This window comes from Corallococcus sp. NCSPR001 (genome assembly GCF_017309135.1).
In the GTDB taxonomy this organism is placed as follows: Bacteria; Myxococcota; Myxococcia; order Myxococcales; family Myxococcaceae; genus Corallococcus.
Window position 1 is genome coordinate 6,788,097 of sequence record NZ_JAFIMS010000002.1, and the last position, 18,624, is coordinate 6,806,720.

Sequence of the window (18,624 nt, forward strand, 5' to 3'; positions counted from 1 at the left end):
GCCAGCGGGGACCGGGCGCATCCAACCCAGGTCCCTGCAACTCAGGGCTCCATTTCCTCGGGAAGTGGCGTGCGGAGAAACATCAGCCCGCCGCCCTTCCTGCGGGGGATGACCCGGAAGCCCTTTCCCGCGACACGAACCAGGTCACCCTCCCGCCCCAGCCCCTGAGCGAGCCAGGCTTCAGCCTCCTCCGTCGTGGAGAACGATTGGGCCACGACAATGGACTCCGTGGCGGGGATGAAGAACTTCCGGAAGTACTCCCGGTAGTCCTCCAGTTTCCCGTTCTCGCGGACGTAAAGCAGCGCCACTGCGGCGATTCTCAGCGCTTCGTCTTCGGGAGTTCCATCCTGGAACCGCTCTCCGATGGTCCCAAGGACGCCCATCACGGCATCGACGTCAAAATTGGAATCGTAGGCCATGGGTCCTTCCACAGAGCCAGGCGCAAAGCTTCAGCAGCACCCAAGGCCAGATGTCAGCGAAATGAATCGACGATGTAGGCAGCCGCGACGGAGCCGTCGAGAATCGCCATTCCGGGCTTTGACTCAGGCAGCTTCCGCATTTGATCCCGGCTGAGGCGAGCCACGGCGCAGATGGGAACCTTGTCGCCATCTGGCGGGTGCGCCTCGTACCAGCGAATGACGACCTGGGGCCCGCTCGTCCAGACCCGCCCATACAAGCGTGTCGTCGCCTCAAGGGTGCCCATGTCGTCCTTGAGGATGCTCTCAATGGGTCCGTCGTAAAGCGAGATGCGGCGGGCGTCGATCTGGTTGGCATCGAGATCCGCAAGCGCGGCGTCCCCCACGCGCAGTCTCAGATACCGCATGACTTCGAGCGCTTTCTCCGAGCACTCCTGCGGCCCCGGGGTTCCGTCGGGGCGTAGCGCCACACCGCCCGCCGCAGTACAGCCGGCAGAGGCGCCAAGCAGGAGGACAGTGCCGAACAACAGGGCCTTGGGCATGCGCATGAGCGCCACTTCTACTGCCGAAGCAGGGTGTGATCCATCGCGACGAACACCTGGAGGAGTCCATCGTCCCGGAAGATCTGGAGGCCCAGATCGGCCAGTTGTCCCTCCTTGTCCTCGAAGGCGCTCTTGTCGACAACGACGGCGATCCTGCCCGACTGCCCCGAAACGAGGACCGAGCGGTTCATGCGAAGCGCGAACGGGCGAGCGGTGTCACTGGAGAAGTCGCGAGTGAGATAGGCCCCGTCGAACATCCAGGTCTGGCCATGGTAGGTGTTCGTCAGGTGAATCACGGCCGCTGCCTTTTCTGGCCCCGAGAAGACCTCCACAACCATGTCCATGTCTTCGTTCTTCGAGCGCCAGAACTTCGCACGCCGAAACGGCGTCTTCTTGACCTGTCCATTCGCGAGAAGCGTCGCGTAGGCGTGGTCGACCGAGTTCTCTTCCTTCTTGAATCGCTCATTCTCCTCACTCAGCCTGCGCTCGCGGCCGAGCGAGTCATAGAGCGACGAGAGGACCGCATTGTAGCTGTCGGGGTCCTTGAACACGTTGACCTGATAGTCGATCCAGCCCCAGTTGTCCTGGCTCCTGGCCCTCACGAGGAACGTGAATTCCGTTCCATCAACGAGTGTCACCAGCAGGGGTAACGCGTCACCACCATCAAGCTCACGCAGTGGCTCGAGGATGACCTTCTTGCCGCCGATCAGTGGCGCTTCGAAACGTCCTTCCCATCCCAGGAACCTCGTCCGGGCGGGATCTACTTCCGCCTCGAATCGAAGCGCTGTCACCACCTGCCAGGAGACATAGATGGACGGCGCCTCCTGGGCTGGATGGGCTGGGACCTTGAGCGTCCGGATGGTGAGCTTGTCCGCCACCTCCCTCGCCAGGGACGGCGAAGCCATCAGGACAAGCAGGAGGCCATACCTGAGAAGAGGGAGGGCGCGCATGACCTCCCAACCTATCAGGTAAGGTGCCTTTCATCCAACCCTGGCAGTCAGTGATGCCTGGGTCTCCCGTGCGACGAGCTTCCCGGTGACGCCCTTCGGCAGCACCACGCCGAAGAAGAAGCCCTCCTCGAAGGGTTCCGTCGAATCGAGCTGGACCTTCACGCGGGACGCAATCGTCGTCAGCGCCGTCTTCAGGAACACCATCGCGAAGTCCGCGCCCACGCACGCGCGTGGCCCCCGGCCGAAGGGGAAGAAGTGGCCGCTTCCCAGCGGATCTCGCGTCGTGCCCCCGTCCAGCCAGCGCTCCGGCTTGAACGTGTCCGGGTCCGGCCAGTGCGCCGGGTCCCGGTGCAGGTGCTGGTTCGAGATCATGATCATCGACCCCGCTGGCAACGTAACCCCAGCCAGCTGCGCGTCCTTCGACGGCGTGCGCGTCATCACCCGGACCGCCGGCAGGATGCGCAGCGCTTCATAGGCCACCGCCTCCGCCCACTTCGCGGTCTCCAACTTCTGGAACGTCAGCGGCCCGTCCGCCACCAGGGAAGCGGCCTCGGCGGCCAGACGCGCGTCGGCGTCCGGGTACTTGTTGAGCTGGTGGAACGCCCCCACCAGCGTGACGCTGGAGGAGAACGCGCCTCCGAAGTACGTGCCCCCGAGCATGTGGGCCAGCACCTGATCATCGATGCCCGGCGTCTCCCGCAGGTAGCGGGACATGACGTCCATGGCGCCCGGGTCCTGGCGCTTGCGTGACTCGCGGATGCGGTCCACGAAGTGACCGTAGAAGCGCGCCTTCACCGCCTCGAAGTCCTTCGGCGGCTTCACGAACTTCAGCGGCAGCTTCGACTGGATGCGCGCGTCCGCCGCCCTCGCGAGCAGCATGAAGTCCTCGAACACCTGATCCGGCAGCTTCTCCCCCACCTGCGCCACCGAGAACGCGTCGAACGTCAGCCGTCGCAGCGCGGGCGTGAAGTCGATGCGGTCCTGCTTCAGCAGCGCGTCCACGGACTCGGAGATGGCCGCCTGCATGGGACCCACCTGGTCCGCCAGCGACTCCGCGGCCCAAGGCCGGGCCGTGGGCTCCAGCGCGCGCTTCTGGACCCAGTCTCCACGCAGCTCCGCCGTGAAGGCCGTGTCGTCCGTCGTGGAGGGGCGGATCTGCTCGCTGATGTTGCCCTTCTCGAACTCCATCCGGCGCGGGGACTCGTAGACCTCCGCGATGAGCGCCGGGTCGTTGAGCACCAGCCCGGGATTGGGCCCCATCCAGATGAGCGTGACGCCGCCGTACTCGCGGCCATAGCGGGCGCAGACGTCCCAGGGCGAAGCCCCGAGGAAGTCCCCGGCGGTGCCGAGGATCCCCGGCGCAGGACCGGGCAACGAAGCGAACGGCTTGCGCTTCGCGCCGAAGAACAGGTTGAAGAGGCCGCGAGAGAGGGCGTTGGGCACGGGCGATAGCTCCTGACGGCTTTAGACGGTGATGCCGCAGGGGATGCGGTCGGCCTGCAGGACGGTGTAGGGCACCGCGCTCTTCGCGTTGCGCGCCCTCACGGCCTCGCTCTGCGCGCGCAGGCGGGAGTGGAAGCGGTCGCGGATGGCGATGAGCTCCGGCTCCTGGAAGTAGTCCTCGCGCCAGCCGCCCTCGTGGAGCAGGTACTCCTCGTCGTCCCCGAAGCTGGACAGCGCGCGGCCCACGGCCACCTGCCAGAGCATCTGCGTCTTGGAGGGAATCATCGCGTCGATGTCCTTCTCCCCCAGGACGCCCTTCTTTCGCGGCGGAGGCTGGCGCATGCACAGCGGCGCGTTGGGCACGAAGGCGTAGTGCTCGTACTGGAGGTAGTTCACCGCCGCGTGCTGGACGCTCACCGTGAAGAGCACCGTGGTGAGGATGTCCGTGAGGTCGGAGACGCGCTTCAGCTCCGCGCACGGGAGCTTCTCCACGGGGAGGCCGTGCTCGGTGAGGTCCTTCCACCAGCGCTGCATGTCGGTGTCGCGCACCAAGTCCTCGTCGGACCGGTAGAAGTGCCCCAGCACGCCGCCCACGTACTCCTCCAGCGCGTCCCACAGGAGCAGCGCGTCGTCGCGGTACGGGTAGTGCGGAAGCACCGCCGGGTCGAGCACCCCGCGCCGCTCGATGTCCGGGCGCGGCTTGTTGTCCGCGAGCTTCCAGGCCCGGTACCCCTTCTTGCCCAGGAACAGGTGCCCCTGGTCGGGGCCGCCGGTGGCGATGAGGTCGTCGAACACGCCGCCCTCCGCGAGCAGGCCCTTCCGCGCGCCATCGTTGATGGCGAGCGTGTAGCGGAAGTGGCGGCGCAGCAGCTTGTAGACCGGGTGCGGATCCGGGAGGTTGCGCATCGTCGCCATGACGAACGGCTCCGCCACGAAGTGGGTGCGCAGCGCGTGGCCCACCATCTGGTGCGCGTTGCCCTCGCTGCACCGCACGTAGATCTTCGCGGCCAGCCAGTCGTGCGGGCTGTCATTGGGCGTGAACACGGGATCCAGCTCCGGATCCCTCCCGAGCTGGATGGCGATGGGCCGCAGCTGCTGGGTGTCATCCAGATACAGCAGGCACCGGGACGCGGGCGCCCACCGGCGCTCCTCGACGCCGGCCTTGTCCGTCTTCTTGAACATGGGCACGTCGCCCAGGATCTCGAAGTCGAGCAGGAACACGCGCTTGCCCGACAGCGCCTGCGCGAGCGTCATGCCCGGCGACAGCTGCCCCTTCACCGCGTCCTCCGTCACGGGCATGCCGTCCGGCAGCGCGGTGATGGACTCGATGTGCACGGGGCTGATGCCCTGCACGGCCTGGCGGGCGAACTCGTGGTCGTCCTGCCAGCGCTGGGCGAGCTTGGGCAGCTCCAGGCCCTTGAAGAAGTCGAAGATGTCCACCAGGCCGTTCCACGCCTTGGTGAGCACGGGCATGTGCAGCTTGATGGCCGCCAGCGTCTTCGCGATGACGACCTCATAGCTGCCGTCCACGAGCCCCCGGTAGAGCTCGTCCTTGGGGAGCGGGCGCGCCTCGGTGATGTCGAGCGCGCCGGGCAGGCCCGCGGTCGCCTCCGCGGGGCGCCACGGGTACATGCGCTGACGGAACTGGAGCAGTTCCTGCCGGGCGGCCTTCTCCCGCTCGTGCTGGATGTACTGGGGCAGCCGCGCGGTGCCCTCCAGGACGTCCGCGGTCGTCCTGGCCAGCACCCAGCGGTAGTACGGGAAGAACCAGTGCCTCCCCGTCGTGGTGACGGTCACCGAGTCCAACAGCCAGTCGCCGCCCACCCCGCCGCCCGCGTTGGAGAAGCGCAGGAGCAGCAGGTCCCCCAGGTCCTCCGCCTTGACGACATAGGCGTCCACCGCGCCGGACTCGAAGTCGTTGTGGAAGCGCTTGTCCAGGGGCCACGGAGGGCTCTCGCCCTTCGTGCCCACCAGGACGACGGAGATGGCCGCGTTCGTTCCCGCGCCCAGCTTCGAGCTCGTGCGAATCGTTAGCGTGTACTCGACAGTCATGGATTTCCCCACTAGCACGTCAAACCCAAGGTACGCCGCTGAAGTCGCGTCGGGCAGGTGATCGCAGACGCGTGCCTTGGATCCAATAGTGGATCGCCCCGAAGGATGATGGCGCGGGGAGGTCCTCCAGGGGGGCCGTGGTACCTTCCGGCGCGATGAAGCTCGCACACGGTCGTTCCCTATGCGTTGGTGGTGCTTGCAAGGCTTTTCCCACTGGGATTGAGGCGAGGCGCTGATGCGCACCGCGTGGCGCCGGCTGCTGACCTCGCTGGGGTTCGCGTCGAAGGCCGTGGAACCGCCGCTCCTGGAGGCGGAGGAGCTGACGCGGTGGTACGCGGGGCTGGGGCTGAAGGAGCGGCTGGCGGTCAGCCGCAACCTGGTCAAGCAGGTGCGTGCGCCGCGAGCGCTGCGGGATGCGTCCGCCCTCCCCGCCGTCGTCACCGGCAGGCTGATGTTCGAGCATGACGGGCCCCAGGGGCCCATTCCCTTGCATCACCTCAAGGTCGAGCTGTGGGACCGGGACTTCGGCACGCCGGACGACTTCCTGGGCGAGGGCTTCACGGCCTCGGATGGTTCCTTCGCCATCCGCTACGACCCGGCGGACGCGGGTGAAGGAGACCTGCCGGATCTGGAGCTGCGCTTCTTCGAGCCGCGGCACACGTTCCGCCAGGACGGACGCGTGGTGGAGACATGGAAGCGCATCGGTTCGGAGCGGGGACCGGATGACCACGCCGGGCTGGAGTACGACTTCGGGACGCTGCGGCTGCCCTATTGGGAATATGACCCGTCGACGCCGCTGGCGCGGCTGCTGGTGGTGGAGGAAGGCACGCCGCCGACGGCGTATGCGCCCGGCCGCGCGCTGGCGATGCTCAAGGCCGTCGCACCCATCGAGCTGGTGAAGCGGCGGCACCAGATGCAGATAAGCCTGGGGCAGGCGCCGAGCCTCACGAAGATCCAGGCGGACTACCCGGAGACGATGACGGTCCGGATGGAGCGCGAGTCCCCCGGCTCCTCGCGGAGCGATGCGTGGTTCGGGGAGCGGCTGCTCAACGGGATGTTCTCCAGCATCCTGGACCGCGACCCGGAGGTGCCCGGGGACGACCATTCCTTCCGCCTGTACCTGCCGTGGAATGCCTATGAGCAGGACGGCGTGCATTGCCTGCCGGACGTGGACCTCCGCCTGCGGCTGGTGGACGGGAAGCTGATGCCCCAGCGGATCATCCTGGGGATGCGGGAGCCCGGTGCGACGGCGCCGGGCTCTCCGGTGACCCGCCGGACGTACACGCCCGCGGATGGCGCGGCCTGGGAGGCTGCGAAGCGGATGGCGCGGGTGAGCGCGACGCTCGACGTGGAGCTGGGCAATCACCTGGCGCAGTGCCACTTCAACGTGGAGCAGTACGCCATCGCCGCGCACCGCAACCTGCGGCGCAATCCCTTGCGCTGGCTGCTCATGCCGCACCTGCGGGAGGTGGTGTTGATCAACCACGCCGCCAACGGGTTCCTGGTGGGGCCCACGGGATACATCTCGCGGGCCAGCGCGTTGACGGAGCGGAGCATCAACCAGCGGCTGGAGCACCTGCTGGGCAGCTACGACTGGAAGGGCTTCGCGCCCGCGACGCCGGTCTGCGAGGGGCACCGCTACGCGCACGCGGGACAGCTCTTCTGGAAGCTGCTCGGGGAGCACATCGACGCGTTCTTCGCGGAGCACGGCGCGGCGGTGGAGGCGCAATGGCAGGAGGTGCGCAGGTTCTCGGACGACCTGGTCGCGCATTCAGCGCCAGCCTTCGTGTGCCGCTATCTGCGGGCGAAGGTGCCGGGGAAGGACGCGCCGTGGTTCGTGCGCTCGGAGCGCATGGACCTGGACGTGAAGGCCACGGAGCCACGTCCCAAGGCGGTGAGCGCGGTGACCCTGACGGATTCGCCCCAGCCCGGTGAGGTGGAGGCGCTGAAGAGTCTTTGTCGCTACGTCATCTTCTTCGCGACGTTCCGGCACGCCTGGGCGAACAACCTCCAGTGGGAGGACGCGGGCGAGGTCCTGTATTCGTGTCTGGGATTGCGCTGGGGCAAGGGCGGCGCGCTGTCCACCGAGGAGGATCTGGACGTCGCGCCGACGCCGGATGAGGCGACGGAGATGCTGTGGATCTCCTGGATGCTGTCCAGGACGAACTACGGCTTCATCCTGTCCAACGAAGAGGAGGACGTGCATCCCCGGCTGCTGGAGCTGCTCCGGGCCCATGCCGCGGACTTCGCGGCCCTGGGTCTGGATGTCCGGACGGTCAGCTCGCGCATCAACATCTAGCGAGGAAATGGGAGTCGAAGCGGCCCCGGAAATGTCAGACCGACCCGATATGAATCTCCCTGCGCGGCGCCATTCCGGGCGTCGCCGAAAGGGTTCCCATCACAATGCATAAGTCATTGATCGCCATCGGGCTCTGGGTTGGCATGACCGGCGTTGGCTGCGCGGGTCTCGACGAGGCCGAGGCGGTGGACTCCTCCGTGTCGACGGACACGGTCACTCAAGGCCTGATCACCCAGGTCACCGGCACCAGCCCGATCACCTTCGTCGCCACGTCGGGCAACGAGACGAAGCCATACGACCAGTCCACCACGCCGGTGGTGGCCTACACGCGGGATTCAACGACCGGGACGTTCACGGCCTATCCGGGCACGGGCGCCGCGGACGGCACCATCTCCGTGCCGAACGTCCCCTCCGGCCGCATCTACCTGAAGCTGGGCTCGCGCTACCTGGTGAGCACCAGCCGCACGTTCAACCTGGGCTCCACGGAGTGGGGCCGCGATGGCACCTTCGTCTCGCTGCCCACCCCCGTGACGGTGTCCGCCACCGGCCTGTCTCCCTGGCAGTCGGGGGACTACCTGGAGGTGTATTCGTTGAACCCGGGCGCGTTCGGCTACGTCAACACCGGCGTCACGGGGTTCCCCCTGGCGGGCGCCACGTCGCTCTCCGGGATGAGCTTCAATTACGCCGACATGCGCAACCCGGTGCTGCTCGACAGCAGCCTCGGGGATGTGTTCTCGCTGGCGCAGATGCGGTGGAAGACGACCGCGAATGGCGTGCCCTACCGCGCGATGCACAAGGTGCTCGACGCGAGCGTGACGCAGGTGGAGGGACAGCCCGTCACCGTGAGCGGGACCTTCACCCAGCCCACCGCGACCGGCACCTTCTCGGTGGACTGGAGGCGCTCGGCCTTCGAAGCGATGCGCACCCAGGTGAACCCGGGCGCGGACAGCACGTACAACGAGATCTGGATGTCCGCCCGGCCGGCCGCGCTGAGCTCGGCGGGCGCGTCCATCAGCGGGCAGCCCCTGCTCGTGAAGCTCAATCCTGACGCGCAGAAGACCGACCTCGTCACGGGGAGCATGACGTACAACAACCCGCTCCCGGCGAACTGGCAGAAGGTGGCGCTCGCCACCGCGGGCTTCACGAAGAGCTACGCGCTGGGGAGCGCGGCGCCCTACACCATGAGCGTGGACATCCGCGTGGACCAGGAGGCGAGCGCCTTCGCCGCCGCGCCCGTGCAGCCCCTCGTCGGGCCGGTGCAGGCGCCCTTGGTGAACACGCGCGGCGCGTTCCAGAACCTCACGGGCGTGGGGACTGACGCCTCGCTGCGCTGGTCGAAGCCGCTGGTCGGCACGGCCACGAACTACGTGGTGAACATCTACCGGCTGGGCACGAGCAACGGCGCCACCACCGTGACGCGCGTGACGTCCCTGCACACGGACCTCCAGAGCGTGTACCTGCCCCCGGGCGTGCTCCAGGCGGGTCAGACATACTTCGCGGAAATCCAGAGCTGGTACCAGCCCGGCTCGGACCTGGCGACGAGCCCGTTCATGCGCTCGCTGCCCCGTGCCCGCGCCAGCGTGCTCACGGGCATGTTCAGCCCGTAGCCGCGGAAAGTCCCGGGGAAGGAAGGGAGCCCGCTCCCTTTCTTCCCTGCGCGCCTCAGTAGGTCCAGGGGAAGCGCTTGAAGTCGCGCTTGCGCTTCTGCACGAACGCGTCGCGGCCTTCCTGCGCTTCCTCCGTGCCGTAGCCCAGACGCGTGGCCTCACCGGCGAAGAGCTGCTGGCCCACGAGCCCGTCGTCCGGGAGGTTGAAGGCATACTTCAGCATCTTGATGGCGGTGGGGCTCTTGGTGTTGATCTCCGCCGCCCACTCCAGCGCCACCTTCTCCAGGTCCTTGTGCGGCACGGCCTTGTTGATGGCGTTCATCTGGAACGCCTCGTCCGCCGTGTAGGCCTGGCCCAGGAAGAAGATTTCGCGCGCCCGCTTCTGCCCCACCTGCCGCGCCAGGAGCGCGCTGCCGTAGCCCGCGTCGTAGCTGGCCACGTCCGCGTCCGTCTGCTTGAACATCCCGTGTTCCTTGCTCGCGATGGTCATGTCGCACACGACGTGCAGGCTGTGCCCGCCGCCCGCCGTCCAGCCCGGCACCACCGCGATGACGACCTTCGGCAGGAAGCGGATCTGCCGCTGCACCTCCAGGATGTGCAGGCGTCCCAGGCGCGCGGGGTCCGCCGCGTCCTCGCCGGGCTCGTACTTGTAGCCGTCCTTGCCGCGGATGCGCTGGTCGCCTCCGGAGCAGAACGCCCACCCGCCGTCCTTCGGCGACGGCCCGTTGCCCGTGAGCAGCACCACGCCCACGTCCGTCATGAAGCGCGTGGCCTCCAGCGCGCGGGCCAACTCGTCCACCGTCTTCGGGCGGAACGCGTTGCGCACCTCCGGCCGGTTGAACGCGATGCGCACCGTGCCCTGATCCACCGCGCGGTGGAACGTGATGTCCTTGAACTTGTGGCCTTCCACCGGCTGCCAGCGGGAAGCGTCAAAGAGGTCCGAGACCATGCGCTGTCTTGCTCCGAATTGGGGAGAGTGAACGGCCCGGAACCCTAGCGGTTTCCGCTCGGGGACGCCCGCGCTACCGTGCGCGCCATGCCCACGAGCCTGCTCGTCGTCCATGTCCACGTGCACGTGCTGCCCCAGCACGTCGACGCCTTCCTCCAGGCCACCCTCGCCAACGCCCGCGAGAGCGTGAAGGAGCCCGGCATCGCGCGCTTCGATGTCTGCCAGGACAACGAAGACCCCACCCGCTTCGTCCTCGTGGAGGCCTACCGCACGCCGGACGCGCCCGCCGCGCACAAGGAGACCGCCCACTACCTCACGTGGCGTGACACCGTCACCCCCATGATGGCCGAGCCGCGCACCGCCCGCCGCTACGCCAACCGCTTCCCCGACGACGCGGCCTGGTGACATGCCCACCGCCCCCTTCGAGTTCGCCACCGCCACCCGCGTCCTCTTCGGCCCGGGCCGCCTCCAGGAAGTCCCCGACCTCGTGAGAGGCCTCGGCGGGCGGAAGGTCCTGCTCGTCACCGGCACGAACCCCGCCCGCGCAGAACCCGTCCGCGCGGGGCTCGAACGGCTGGGCATCCCTTCCGCATCCTTCCGCGTGCCGGGCGAGCCCACCGTCGAGCTCGCGCGCGAAGGCACCGCCGCCGCCGTGGACTCCGGCTGTGACGCGGTGGTCGCCATCGGCGGTGGCAGCGCGCTCGACGCGGGCAAGGCCATCGCCGCGCTCGCCGCCAACGGGGGCGACCCGCTGGACTACCTTGAGGTCATCGGCCGTGGGCAGGCGCTGACGAAGCCGTCCCTGCCGTTCGTGGCCGTGCCGACCACGGCGGGCACCGGCTCGGAGGTGACGCGCAACGCGGTGCTGGGCTCGAAGGAGGCCGGTGTGAAGGCCAGCCTGCGCAGCCCGATGATGCTCCCCCGCGTCGCCCTGGTGGACCCGGACCTGCTGGAGCATGCGCCCGCGGAGGTGCTCGCGGCGGGTGGGCTGGACGCGCTGTCGCAGCTCATCGAACCGTTCCTGTCCATCCGCGCCCAGCCGCTCACGGACGCGCTCGCGCGCGAAGGCATGCAGCGCTCGGCGCGCTCGCTGCGCAAGGCCGTGCTGCACGGCCCCGGCCCGGCGGAGCGCGAGGACCTGGCCATCGCCAGCCTCTTCGGCGGCCTGTGCCTCGCCAACGCGGGCCTGGGCGCGGTGCATGGCTTCGCGGCGCCGCTGGGCGGGATGCTCGGCGCGGCCCATGGCGCGCTGTGCGCCGCGCTGCTCGGCGCCACGCTGGAGCTGAACCTGGAGGCGCTGCGCTCACGCGCTCCGGATCACCCCTCCCTGCCCCGCTTCCGCGAGCTGGCGGTGCTGCTCACCGGCCAGTCCAACGCCCGCGCCGAGGACGGCCTCACCTGGGTGAAGGACCTGGTCCACGCCGTGCGCATCCGGGGCCTGCGCGACATGGGCCTCACCGACGCGGCCATCCCCGGGCTCGTCACCAAGGCCCGCGCCGCCAGCAGCATGAAGGGCAATCCGCTCCCGCTCACGGACGCGGAGTTGACGGCGCTCGTCGAACGGTCGATGTGAGGACCCACCCATGAAACCCGCCGCCCTCGTCCCCGTGGTGCTCGAACGCCTCCGCGAGAAGTATCCCGACGCGAAGTACGAGCTGAACTGGAACACGCCCTTCGAACTGCTGGTGGCCACCATCCTCGCCGCGCAGTGCACCGACGAGCGCGTCAACCGCGTCACCGCCGAGCTCTGGAAGAAGTACGACGGTCCCCAGGCGCTCGCGGACGCGGACACCGCGGAGCTGGAGGAGGACCTCAAGCCCACCGGCTTCTTCAAGCAGAAGACCAAGACGGTGCAGGCCATGAGCCGCGCGCTGCTGGACGCCCACAAGGGCGAGGTGCCCGACCGCATGGAGGCCCTGGTGGAGCTGCCCGGCGTGGCGCGCAAGACGGCCAACGTCGTGCTCAACACCGCCTTCAACCAGGCCTCCGGCGTCATCGTGGACACGCACGTGGCCCGCGTCAGCCAGCGCCTGGGCCTGACGAAGCAGGAGAAGCCAGAGGCCATCGAGACGGACCTGATGAAGCTGGTGCCCAAGGACGACTGGACCTTCTTCGGCCCCGCCGTGGTGCTGCACGGCCGCTACACCTGCGTGGCCAAGAAGCCCAAATGCGCGGAGTGCCTGCTCAACGACGTGTGCCCGAAGCTCGGCGTCGCCTGAGCCCTCACAGGTGCGCGAGCACCGCCAGCGTCAGCACCCAGTCCAGGCCGGCCTGGAGGAAGTAGTAGGTGGAGCCGTCCAGCGAGGTGCCAAAGCCGGTGCCCAGGTGGCCCAGGGGCCCGGCGAAGAACTTCATGCCCACCTCCGCGCCCAGATTGATGGGGAGGCGCCGCGAGCGCTCCACATCCAGGTAGGGCCCCACCAGCGACCGGACATAAGGGGCGAACCAGGTCGTCACGAAGTGCTGGTAGCCCACGGTGGCGTTCAGCGACGCCCGCCTCGGGTCCGCGCTCACGTTGAGGCCCAGGGTCAACCGCCGGGCCTTGAGCCCCATGGGCTGCACGTTCACGTCCAGCGCCAGTCCGATCCCGCCGTCGAAAGGGACGCGCCAGCCCAGCGCGAACTCCGTCGTCGACTTGTCGATGGACAGCGCCTCGTAGCGCAGGTGCGCCGCACCGGCCACGTCGCCGCGCGCGTCCTGGAGGTCCGCGAGCGCCAGCGTGGCCTCCTCCGACTCTTCCTCGTAGGCCTTGTGCAGGGGCTGCTCCGCCCCGTCCAGGTCGCCCCGCGCCAGCCGGTCCTTGCCCTGCGACAGGCAGGCGGAGGTGGACCCCATCGCGCACGCGATCCCGAAGGCCCGGTCCGCCTCCTCCATCCGGTGGTCCACCTGGAGCTGCTTCGCCCAGGTCTCGCAGGCCCAGGCGCTCCCGCCGTTGCACTTCTCCTCCAACGTAGGGGCGCGCGTCGCCTCGCTCGTCGTCACGCACGCCACCGTCAGCAGGCACGGCAACAGGCACGCCATACGGAGCAGGGACTGAAGAGGACCACGGAGGGCTGGGGCCGCAACCATGGTCCACATTCAAACACACCGCCGGGCCGCGCGGCGTGTCTGTCACGTTGCGTCTTTCAGCGTTCTTCCAGCGGCCCTTCCCCGTCATGGATGACGCCCGGGTTGCGGCCGATGTCCGGCCCGTCCCCGCTGCGCTCGTCGGCCTTCTGTTCCTCGGAAGTCGTGTCGCCCGAGCCGCCCACGCCTTCCCGGAAGCCGTCGGCGGCCTCGCGGCTGGACTCGCTGAGGCTCTCCGCGGCCCGGCTGGCGCCGTGCTGGACGTCCCTGGCGGCCTCGCCTACCTCCTGGCCGGCCTGACGGGCGTTCTCGTTGACGGCCTGCTGCTGGCGCTCATTGCAGCCGGCCGCGAAGCTCACGGTTCCAATCACACCCAGCACGACGAGCCCATTGAAGGTGCGTGTCCACATGGTGGTGTCTCCCCGAGGGTCCCGGCCCTCTGGGGTGAAACGTAGGCACGCCTGCCCCCCAGCGAAGGCCCGGCTTCCCTCCCAGGAGGGCTCGGGGCGCCGCTTGCCTGTCAGCCCCCGGCCCTAGACGGGGATGTCCGTCCAGGGCTTCGAGGGATGCCGCGCGCGGAAGGTCTCGATGCGCGCGCTCACCTCCCAGCTCGTGGTCGTGTCCCGCAGCTGTTCCAGGTACAGGCAGCGTCTGGCGACCGCGTCCAGGTCGAACGCCCAGTACATGCTCATCAGCGGGTTGATGAACAGCTTGCTGCCCTGTGTCCGCGACGTGCGGTGCTGGTCGCCGTAGTCACCGTCGATGGCACCGACCACGGACAGCGACACGATGCTCGGGCGCCGGGCCATCTCCTCGGAGGAGAACATGACCGCTTCGCGGTAGCGGTCCACCTCCGGCATCCCCGGCAGCAGCGCGGTGACGCCCAGGTAGGCCCCGCGCCGGCTCAGGTCCGCGACGGCTTCCAGGTAGTGCGCGTGACAGATGCCGTGGAACGCATCCACGCCGAAGCCCAAGCAGACGATGAGCTTGTCCCGCAGCGTCAGCGAGTCCACCGCCGCCAGGCTGGAGATGTCCTCCTCGGGTGTGCCCAGCCCGGCCTCGTCCCCGCGCATGAGGATGTCCGTGCCGCCGTCCACCAGCACCACCGTGTCGAAGCCCAGCTCCGTCTGCAACGCCGCCCAGGCCGCGCTCAATGGCGCGACCCCGACCTTGTCGAAGCAGTAGATGGAGACGGACTCGCCTCGCGCCTGGAACCATCGGGCGAGCACGCCTTCCGGGAAGTAGTGCGCCGGCCCCTGCGTCTCCGCGCGGACCTCCACCAGCCCCGGAGCCACGACGCGTCCGTCCACGCGGTCCAGGACCGTGAAGCTCAGGTTCGCCAGCGACACGCGCTTGCCCATCTCGCGCAGCCGGAAATACAGCGGCAGGCCGCAGTAGATGTCGAAGCCGCCGCCCGCGCCCGCGAGGAGCACGTGGTCCGCGCGCTGGAGCCGTTCGAACAGAGGAGATGTGGCCAGGTCCATGGACATGTCAGTCCGCCGTCTCTTCATCCGAAGGCGCCGGCTCCGGAGGGAACTCCTCTCCGGGGTCGTAGGCGTCGCTCGAGTCCATCCCCGTCTCATCCTCCTCCGTCGTCTCCGCATCGGGGTCGGAGACGTCGAACTCATCCGGCTGTGACTCTTCCTCATCGGAAGCATCGAGGCCCGCGGCCTTCTCGAACCGCAGGCGGACTGGCGCCGTCTCCGGCTTCGACTCACACCCCCGCGCATCGAGGAAGAGGTCCAGCGCCACCACCTCGTCCCAGCGCAGGCTGTCCACGAGCTCAATCCTGTCGGTGAAGGTCTTCGTCGCCCCGGCCGCCAGGCTGCGCATGCTCAGGTCGTCCGCCAACACGGAGGCCCGGTCCTCGCTCACGTCCTCGTCCGCGCCATATCCCTGGATGCACGCCTGGGCATTGATGCGCCGCCTGCTCACGTTCTTCAGCGTGTATTCGAGGACGTACTCGTCGGCTTCGGCGCCCTGTCGAAGAGAGACGCCGGACAGCTCGATTTCTCCCGGCTCCAGCTTTCCTGGCCGTTTGGGTGCCGGCGCGTCCGCGGCGGCGGGCTCACCCGAGGCACGCAGCCGCAACGGCTCGCTGGCCGCCTGGAAGTCGGCCCCCTCGCAGCGCATCCCATTGACCGTGAACAACAGCACCGTCAGGACCGAATCCCAGTGCTCCTCCGGCAGGTAGACGCGGTCTTCGAAGACGTCGTCCGTGCCGCCCTTCACGGTGATGCTTCCCAGGTTCCGCTCATGGGTGACGAAGCCCATCTCGTCGAGCAGCGCCAGGCAGGCCTCCCCACGTGCCTGCGCCGTCCCGGGGTTGGTGAGCGTGTACGTGACGTTCACGAAGGACGGGTCCCGCTTGAGCGTCACGCCGGAGAACCTCAGCGGCTTCGCCACCTTCGCCACCGGCTTCGTTTCCAAGCCCCCCGCGTCGGGCAGTGCACCCGCCTGGGGCTGTTCCTTCTTGCAGCCCGCCCCCCACAGCGCCGCGCTCCCCACGAGCCACGCGCACAGGGTCCGCACCCGCCAGTCACTCCGCATCATGAGGCACCTCTTCACCACCAGCCTTCGCCGGGAGGTTGACGGGATGGCCCGGGCCGCCCGCGCCTTCCGACAACACGCAGCCATAGGGGCCCACGAAGTAGCGCAGCACCGTCGCCTCCTCCCAATGTCTGGCGCGATGAAATTCGACGGCGACCGTCTGGGTCGACGCAGCCTTCGGGGCCAGGTCGAACACCCCGACATCGACCTCCTCCAAAGCGCGTGAGCCCTCTTTCGCATAGGCCCGCAGGCACCCCGACCCCGAGGCCCGGTGGCCACTCACGTTCTTCACCGTGAAGGTGAGGGAGGGGCCCTCCGGAGTTCCGGCCTGGCGCAACTGGAGGCCGGACACCTCGAAGTCCTCCGGAGTCGAAACCGGCGGCGGAGCTGGCAGCGGAAGGTTCGCGGGCGCGGATGCTCCCGTCGGGAGCATCCGGAAGGGCTCACTGGCCGGCTTGAGAGGAGTGTCGGAGCAATAGTCGTCGGACGCCGTCGTGAAGAGCCTCAAGGAGCGGACCTGGTTCCACCGCAGGTCGTCCACGTTCGTCTTGTCCTCGAACGTGTCCTCCGACCCGCCCTTCACGGTGATGCTCCCCAGCCGCCGGACCTCGATGGCCAGTTCCTGCGCGTCGAGCAGCATCAGGCACACCTTCCCCCGCGCCTGCGCCGTGCCCGGGTTGGTGAGCGTGTAGGTCACGTTCACGTCGCCGTCCGCCACGCGCCGGAGCCCCACGTTCGAGAAGCGCAGGGGCTTCGAAACCTTCGCCGCATCCGGCATGCCCGCGTCCACGGCGGCCACGGCCACCACGCCCGCGTCCACGGACACGGCCGCATCCACGGGCGGATCCTTCTTGCACCCCGTGGCCCACACTGTCGCGCACGCCACCAGGAGCACGCCCCACACGTGCCGCGGATCACTCCGACTCATGCTGAACCCCTCGAGCTGCCTTCGCGGCCGGTTTCATATGGGACACCGCCACGGCGCGGCAAGGCGGCCCCCCATCGCGCGTGCTTGACGCGGCAGGGCCGGAGCGCTCGGATGCGCGGCACCTATGCCCACTCCCAAGCTGCTCACCCGCGCGGAAGCCACCGACTACCAGGAAACGTCCCGCAGCGCCGACGTGGTCGCCTTCGTCGACGCCCTGTGTGCCCAGACCAAGCTCGCGAAGCGCGTGGACTTCGGCCAGAGCGGTGAAGGCCAGCCGCTCATGTCGCTCATCCTGAGCGACCGCAACTGCTTCACGCCGGAGCTGGCGAAGAAGCAGAAGAAGCTCATCGTGATGGTGGAGGCCAACATCCACGCCGGTGAGGTGGAGGGCAAGGAGACCCTCCAGGCGCTCGCGCGAGACCTCACGCTGACGTCCCTGGGCAAGAAGCTGCTGGACCGGCTGTGCATCGTCTTCGTCCCCAACTTCAACCCGGACGGCAACGACCGCATCAGCAAGGGCAACCGCGCGCTGGACCTGAAGAACCTGGAGGGCCAGGTGAACCCGCCCGGCGGCGTGGGGATGCGCTACACGGGCGAGGGCTGGAACCTCAACCGCGACAACATGAAGCAGGAGGCGCCGGAGACGCGCGCCCTGGCGAAGCTGTACCAGACGTGGTGGCCGCACCTCTTCGTGGACTGCCACACCACGGACGGCAGCATCCACGGGTTCGACCTCACCTTCGACATCCCGCACGGCAACGCGGAGCTCTTGCACACCTCGCGCGACTACAACCGCGAGTTGGCCGAGCGCGTATCCGCCGCGGTGAAGACGAAGCACGGCTTCGACAGCTTCTGGTACGGCAACTTCCGCAAGGAGGGCGACCCGCGCTCCGGCTGGCACACCTACCCCGCCCTGCCCCGCTTCGGCAGCCACTACCGCGGCCTGCTGGGCCGGCTGGACGTGCTGCTGGAGACGTACAGCTACATCGACTTCCCGCGCCGCTGCGCCGTCATCCGCGCGTGGGTGCTGGAGCTCATCCGCGACGCGGCCCGCTACGCGAAGGAGTACCGCCGCGTCACGGACTTCGAGGAGGCCGCCATCATCGCGCGCGGCCAGAGCCCGGACGTGCGGCAGTGGGTGGGCATCAACTACGGCGTCGCGCAGCGCGCCACGGACGGCGCGCTGGTGTTCGACTACCCGGCCTACGTGAAGGACGGTGACACCGCCGTCATCAACTCGTTCGACGAGGCGAGCATCCAGGACCGCCGCTACCCGGGCAAGCGCAAGAAGGTCTACAAGACGCCGCACCACCGCACCTTCGTGCCCACGCAGGCCGTGAGCACGCCGGCCGGCTACCTGGTGCCCGCGTCGCTCGCCGCGCGCCTGGACGGCCACGGCATCCGCTACGAGAAGCTGGCCAAGGCGCAGCGCTTCCAGGTGGACAGCTACCGCATCGCCCGCAAGGAGGAGACCTTCAGCCCGGACGTGGCCGCCAACGTGCCGCCCCCGGGCCAGGACGAGGTCCCCTTGAGCCAGAAGCCCAAGCCGGTGCGCTTCGAGACCATCCTCACCGTGGCCTCCGAGCGCTCCGAGCAGGACTTCCCCGCCGGCACCCTCCTGGTCGGCACCGACCAGCGCACGGGCACGCTCATCACCTACCTGCTGGAGCCGCACTCGGACGACGGCTTCTGCCGCTGGCAGTTCCTGGATGACAGCCTGAAGGTGGGCGAGCTGTACCCCATCCACCGGCTGGTGGAGTCCACGCGCGCCCCCCAGAAGGTGGAGTAGGCGTTACACCTCCGGACACCTCCTTGCCCCCGG

17 protein-coding genes are annotated in these 18,624 nt (G+C 68.6%); 6 read left to right on the forward strand and 11 right to left on the reverse strand.

The genetic code is table 11. The annotated features are described in order from the left end of the window. Window positions 1-41: 41 nt before the first annotated feature. Genes JYJ93_RS29230 through JYJ93_RS29250 form a run of 5 tightly spaced genes read right to left on the reverse strand, consistent with a single transcriptional unit; the run spans window position 42 to window position 5,403 of the window. Window positions 42-419 carry a hypothetical protein gene (locus JYJ93_RS29230; RefSeq protein ID WP_242543969.1) on the reverse strand — a complete coding sequence of 126 codons (378 nt, stop codon included), beginning with the start codon at window positions 417-419 and terminating at the stop codon, window positions 42-44. A 53-nt stretch (window positions 420-472) separates the two neighbouring features. Continuing rightward, window positions 473-964: a serine/threonine protein kinase gene (locus tag JYJ93_RS29235; RefSeq protein ID WP_206797827.1), complete on the reverse strand. Its 492-nt coding sequence runs from the start codon at window positions 962-964 to the stop codon at window positions 473-475. An 11-nt stretch (window positions 965-975) separates the two neighbouring features. Beyond that, a complete protein-coding gene (locus JYJ93_RS29240; protein ID WP_206797829.1) occupies window positions 976-1,908 on the reverse strand; it encodes a DUF2381 family protein in 933 nt (310 codons plus the stop codon). A gap of 30 nt (window positions 1,909-1,938) precedes the next feature. Continuing rightward, window positions 1,939-3,351, reverse strand: coding sequence for a cytochrome P450 (locus tag JYJ93_RS29245; RefSeq protein WP_206797840.1), 1,413 nt, complete (start codon window positions 3,349-3,351; stop codon window positions 1,939-1,941). A 21-nt stretch (window positions 3,352-3,372) separates the two neighbouring features. Then, the gene (locus JYJ93_RS29250; protein WP_206797842.1) at window positions 3,373-5,403 is read right to left on the reverse strand and encodes a lipoxygenase family protein; all 2,031 of its coding nucleotides are present in this window, start codon (window positions 5,401-5,403) and stop codon (window positions 3,373-3,375) included. 235 nt (window positions 5,404-5,638) lie between these two features. Here JYJ93_RS29250 and JYJ93_RS29255 point away from each other — a divergent pair, with 235 nt between their 5' ends. Both JYJ93_RS29255 and JYJ93_RS29260 read left to right on the forward strand, forming a co-directional pair. Next, window positions 5,639-7,702: a lipoxygenase family protein gene (locus JYJ93_RS29255; protein ID WP_206797844.1), complete on the forward strand. Its 2,064-nt coding sequence runs from the start codon at window positions 5,639-5,641 to the stop codon at window positions 7,700-7,702. 104 nt (window positions 7,703-7,806) lie between these two features. Beyond that, complete coding sequence (locus tag JYJ93_RS29260) at window positions 7,807-9,309, forward strand: ABC transporter substrate-binding protein (RefSeq protein WP_206797846.1); 1,503 nt, start codon at window positions 7,807-7,809, stop codon at window positions 9,307-9,309. A gap of 55 nt (window positions 9,310-9,364) precedes the next feature. Here the strand turns inward: JYJ93_RS29260 and JYJ93_RS29265 are convergent, their stop codons facing one another. Further along, the gene (locus JYJ93_RS29265) at window positions 9,365-10,258 is read right to left on the reverse strand and encodes a 1,4-dihydroxy-2-naphthoyl-CoA synthase (protein ID WP_014395551.1); all 894 of its coding nucleotides are present in this window, start codon (window positions 10,256-10,258) and stop codon (window positions 9,365-9,367) included. Window positions 10,259-10,345: 87 nt separating this feature from the next. On the opposite strand from JYJ93_RS29265, the gene JYJ93_RS29270 reads away from it, so the two are divergent. From JYJ93_RS29270 to nth, 3 genes are read left to right on the forward strand one after another with little or no spacing between them, the layout of a single operon-like run. After that, window positions 10,346-10,663: an antibiotic biosynthesis monooxygenase gene (locus tag JYJ93_RS29270; protein WP_206800503.1), complete on the forward strand. Its 318-nt coding sequence runs from the start codon at window positions 10,346-10,348 to the stop codon at window positions 10,661-10,663. Between the two features lies 1 nt (window position 10,664). Beyond that, window positions 10,665-11,831, forward strand: a complete 1,167-nt coding sequence (locus JYJ93_RS29275; RefSeq protein ID WP_206797848.1) for an iron-containing alcohol dehydrogenase — start codon at window positions 10,665-10,667, stop codon at window positions 11,829-11,831. Window positions 11,832-11,841: 10 nt separating this feature from the next. Continuing rightward, entirely contained in the window at window positions 11,842-12,477 is a 636-nt protein-coding gene (gene nth, locus JYJ93_RS29280; RefSeq protein WP_206797850.1) for an endonuclease III, read from the forward strand. A 4-nt stretch (window positions 12,478-12,481) separates the two neighbouring features. Here nth and JYJ93_RS29285 read toward each other — a convergent pair whose 3' ends face one another. The 5 genes from JYJ93_RS29285 to JYJ93_RS29305 all read right to left on the reverse strand — a co-directional run bounded on the left by JYJ93_RS29285 (window position 12,482) and on the right by JYJ93_RS29305 (window position 16,802). Beyond that, window positions 12,482-13,267: a hypothetical protein gene (locus tag JYJ93_RS29285; RefSeq protein ID WP_206797852.1), complete on the reverse strand. Its 786-nt coding sequence runs from the start codon at window positions 13,265-13,267 to the stop codon at window positions 12,482-12,484. A gap of 116 nt (window positions 13,268-13,383) precedes the next feature. Then, window positions 13,384-13,734 carry a hypothetical protein gene (locus JYJ93_RS29290; protein WP_206797853.1) on the reverse strand — a complete coding sequence of 117 codons (351 nt, stop codon included), beginning with the start codon at window positions 13,732-13,734 and terminating at the stop codon, window positions 13,384-13,386. Between the two features lie 123 nt (window positions 13,735-13,857). Beyond that, window positions 13,858-14,814, reverse strand: coding sequence for a DUF1152 domain-containing protein (locus tag JYJ93_RS29295; RefSeq protein WP_242543970.1), 957 nt, complete (start codon window positions 14,812-14,814; stop codon window positions 13,858-13,860). A 1-nt stretch (window position 14,815) separates the two neighbouring features. Beyond that, window positions 14,816-15,877: a hypothetical protein gene (locus JYJ93_RS29300; protein ID WP_206797855.1), complete on the reverse strand. Its 1,062-nt coding sequence runs from the start codon at window positions 15,875-15,877 to the stop codon at window positions 14,816-14,818. After that, entirely contained in the window at window positions 15,864-16,802 is a 939-nt protein-coding gene (locus tag JYJ93_RS29305) for a hypothetical protein (RefSeq protein ID WP_206797857.1), read from the reverse strand. Before JYJ93_RS29305 ends, JYJ93_RS29300 begins: the two co-directional genes overlap by 14 nt. A 124-nt stretch (window positions 16,803-16,926) precedes the next feature. On the opposite strand from JYJ93_RS29305, the gene JYJ93_RS29310 reads away from it, so the two are divergent. Continuing rightward, window positions 16,927-18,591, forward strand: coding sequence for a M14 family metallopeptidase (locus tag JYJ93_RS29310; RefSeq protein ID WP_206797859.1), 1,665 nt, complete (start codon window positions 16,927-16,929; stop codon window positions 18,589-18,591). Window positions 18,592-18,624: the final 33 nt, after the last annotated feature.

Coding starts and splice junctions, on each gene's coding strand:
- JYJ93_RS29230 (WP_242543969.1), bottom strand. CDS start 419: ATGGCCTACGATTCCAATTTTGACGTCGATGCCGTGATGGGCGTCCTT.
- JYJ93_RS29235 (WP_206797827.1), bottom strand. CDS start 964: ATGCGCATGCCCAAGGCCCTGTTGTTCGGCACTGTCCTCCTGCTTGGC.
- JYJ93_RS29240 (WP_206797829.1), bottom strand. CDS start 1,908: ATGCGCGCCCTCCCTCTTCTCAGGTATGGCCTCCTGCTTGTCCTGATG.
- JYJ93_RS29250 (WP_206797842.1), bottom strand. CDS start 5,403: ATGACTGTCGAGTACACGCTAACGATTCGCACGAGCTCGAAGCTGGGC.
- JYJ93_RS29255 (WP_206797844.1), top strand. CDS start 5,639: ATGCGCACCGCGTGGCGCCGGCTGCTGACCTCGCTGGGGTTCGCGTCG.
- JYJ93_RS29260 (WP_206797846.1), top strand. CDS start 7,807: ATGCATAAGTCATTGATCGCCATCGGGCTCTGGGTTGGCATGACCGGC.
- JYJ93_RS29265 (WP_014395551.1), bottom strand. CDS start 10,258: ATGGTCTCGGACCTCTTTGACGCTTCCCGCTGGCAGCCGGTGGAAGGC.
- JYJ93_RS29270 (WP_206800503.1), top strand. CDS start 10,346: ATGCCCACGAGCCTGCTCGTCGTCCATGTCCACGTGCACGTGCTGCCC.
- JYJ93_RS29275 (WP_206797848.1), top strand. CDS start 10,665: ATGCCCACCGCCCCCTTCGAGTTCGCCACCGCCACCCGCGTCCTCTTC.
- nth (WP_206797850.1), top strand. CDS start 11,842: ATGAAACCCGCCGCCCTCGTCCCCGTGGTGCTCGAACGCCTCCGCGAG.
- JYJ93_RS29290 (WP_206797853.1), bottom strand. CDS start 13,734: ATGTGGACACGCACCTTCAATGGGCTCGTCGTGCTGGGTGTGATTGGA.
- JYJ93_RS29295 (WP_242543970.1), bottom strand. CDS start 14,814: ATGTCCATGGACCTGGCCACATCTCCTCTGTTCGAACGGCTCCAGCGC.
- JYJ93_RS29300 (WP_206797855.1), bottom strand. CDS start 15,877: ATGATGCGGAGTGACTGGCGGGTGCGGACCCTGTGCGCGTGGCTCGTG.
- JYJ93_RS29305 (WP_206797857.1), bottom strand. CDS start 16,802: ATGAGTCGGAGTGATCCGCGGCACGTGTGGGGCGTGCTCCTGGTGGCG.
- JYJ93_RS29310 (WP_206797859.1), top strand. CDS start 16,927: ATGCCCACTCCCAAGCTGCTCACCCGCGCGGAAGCCACCGACTACCAG.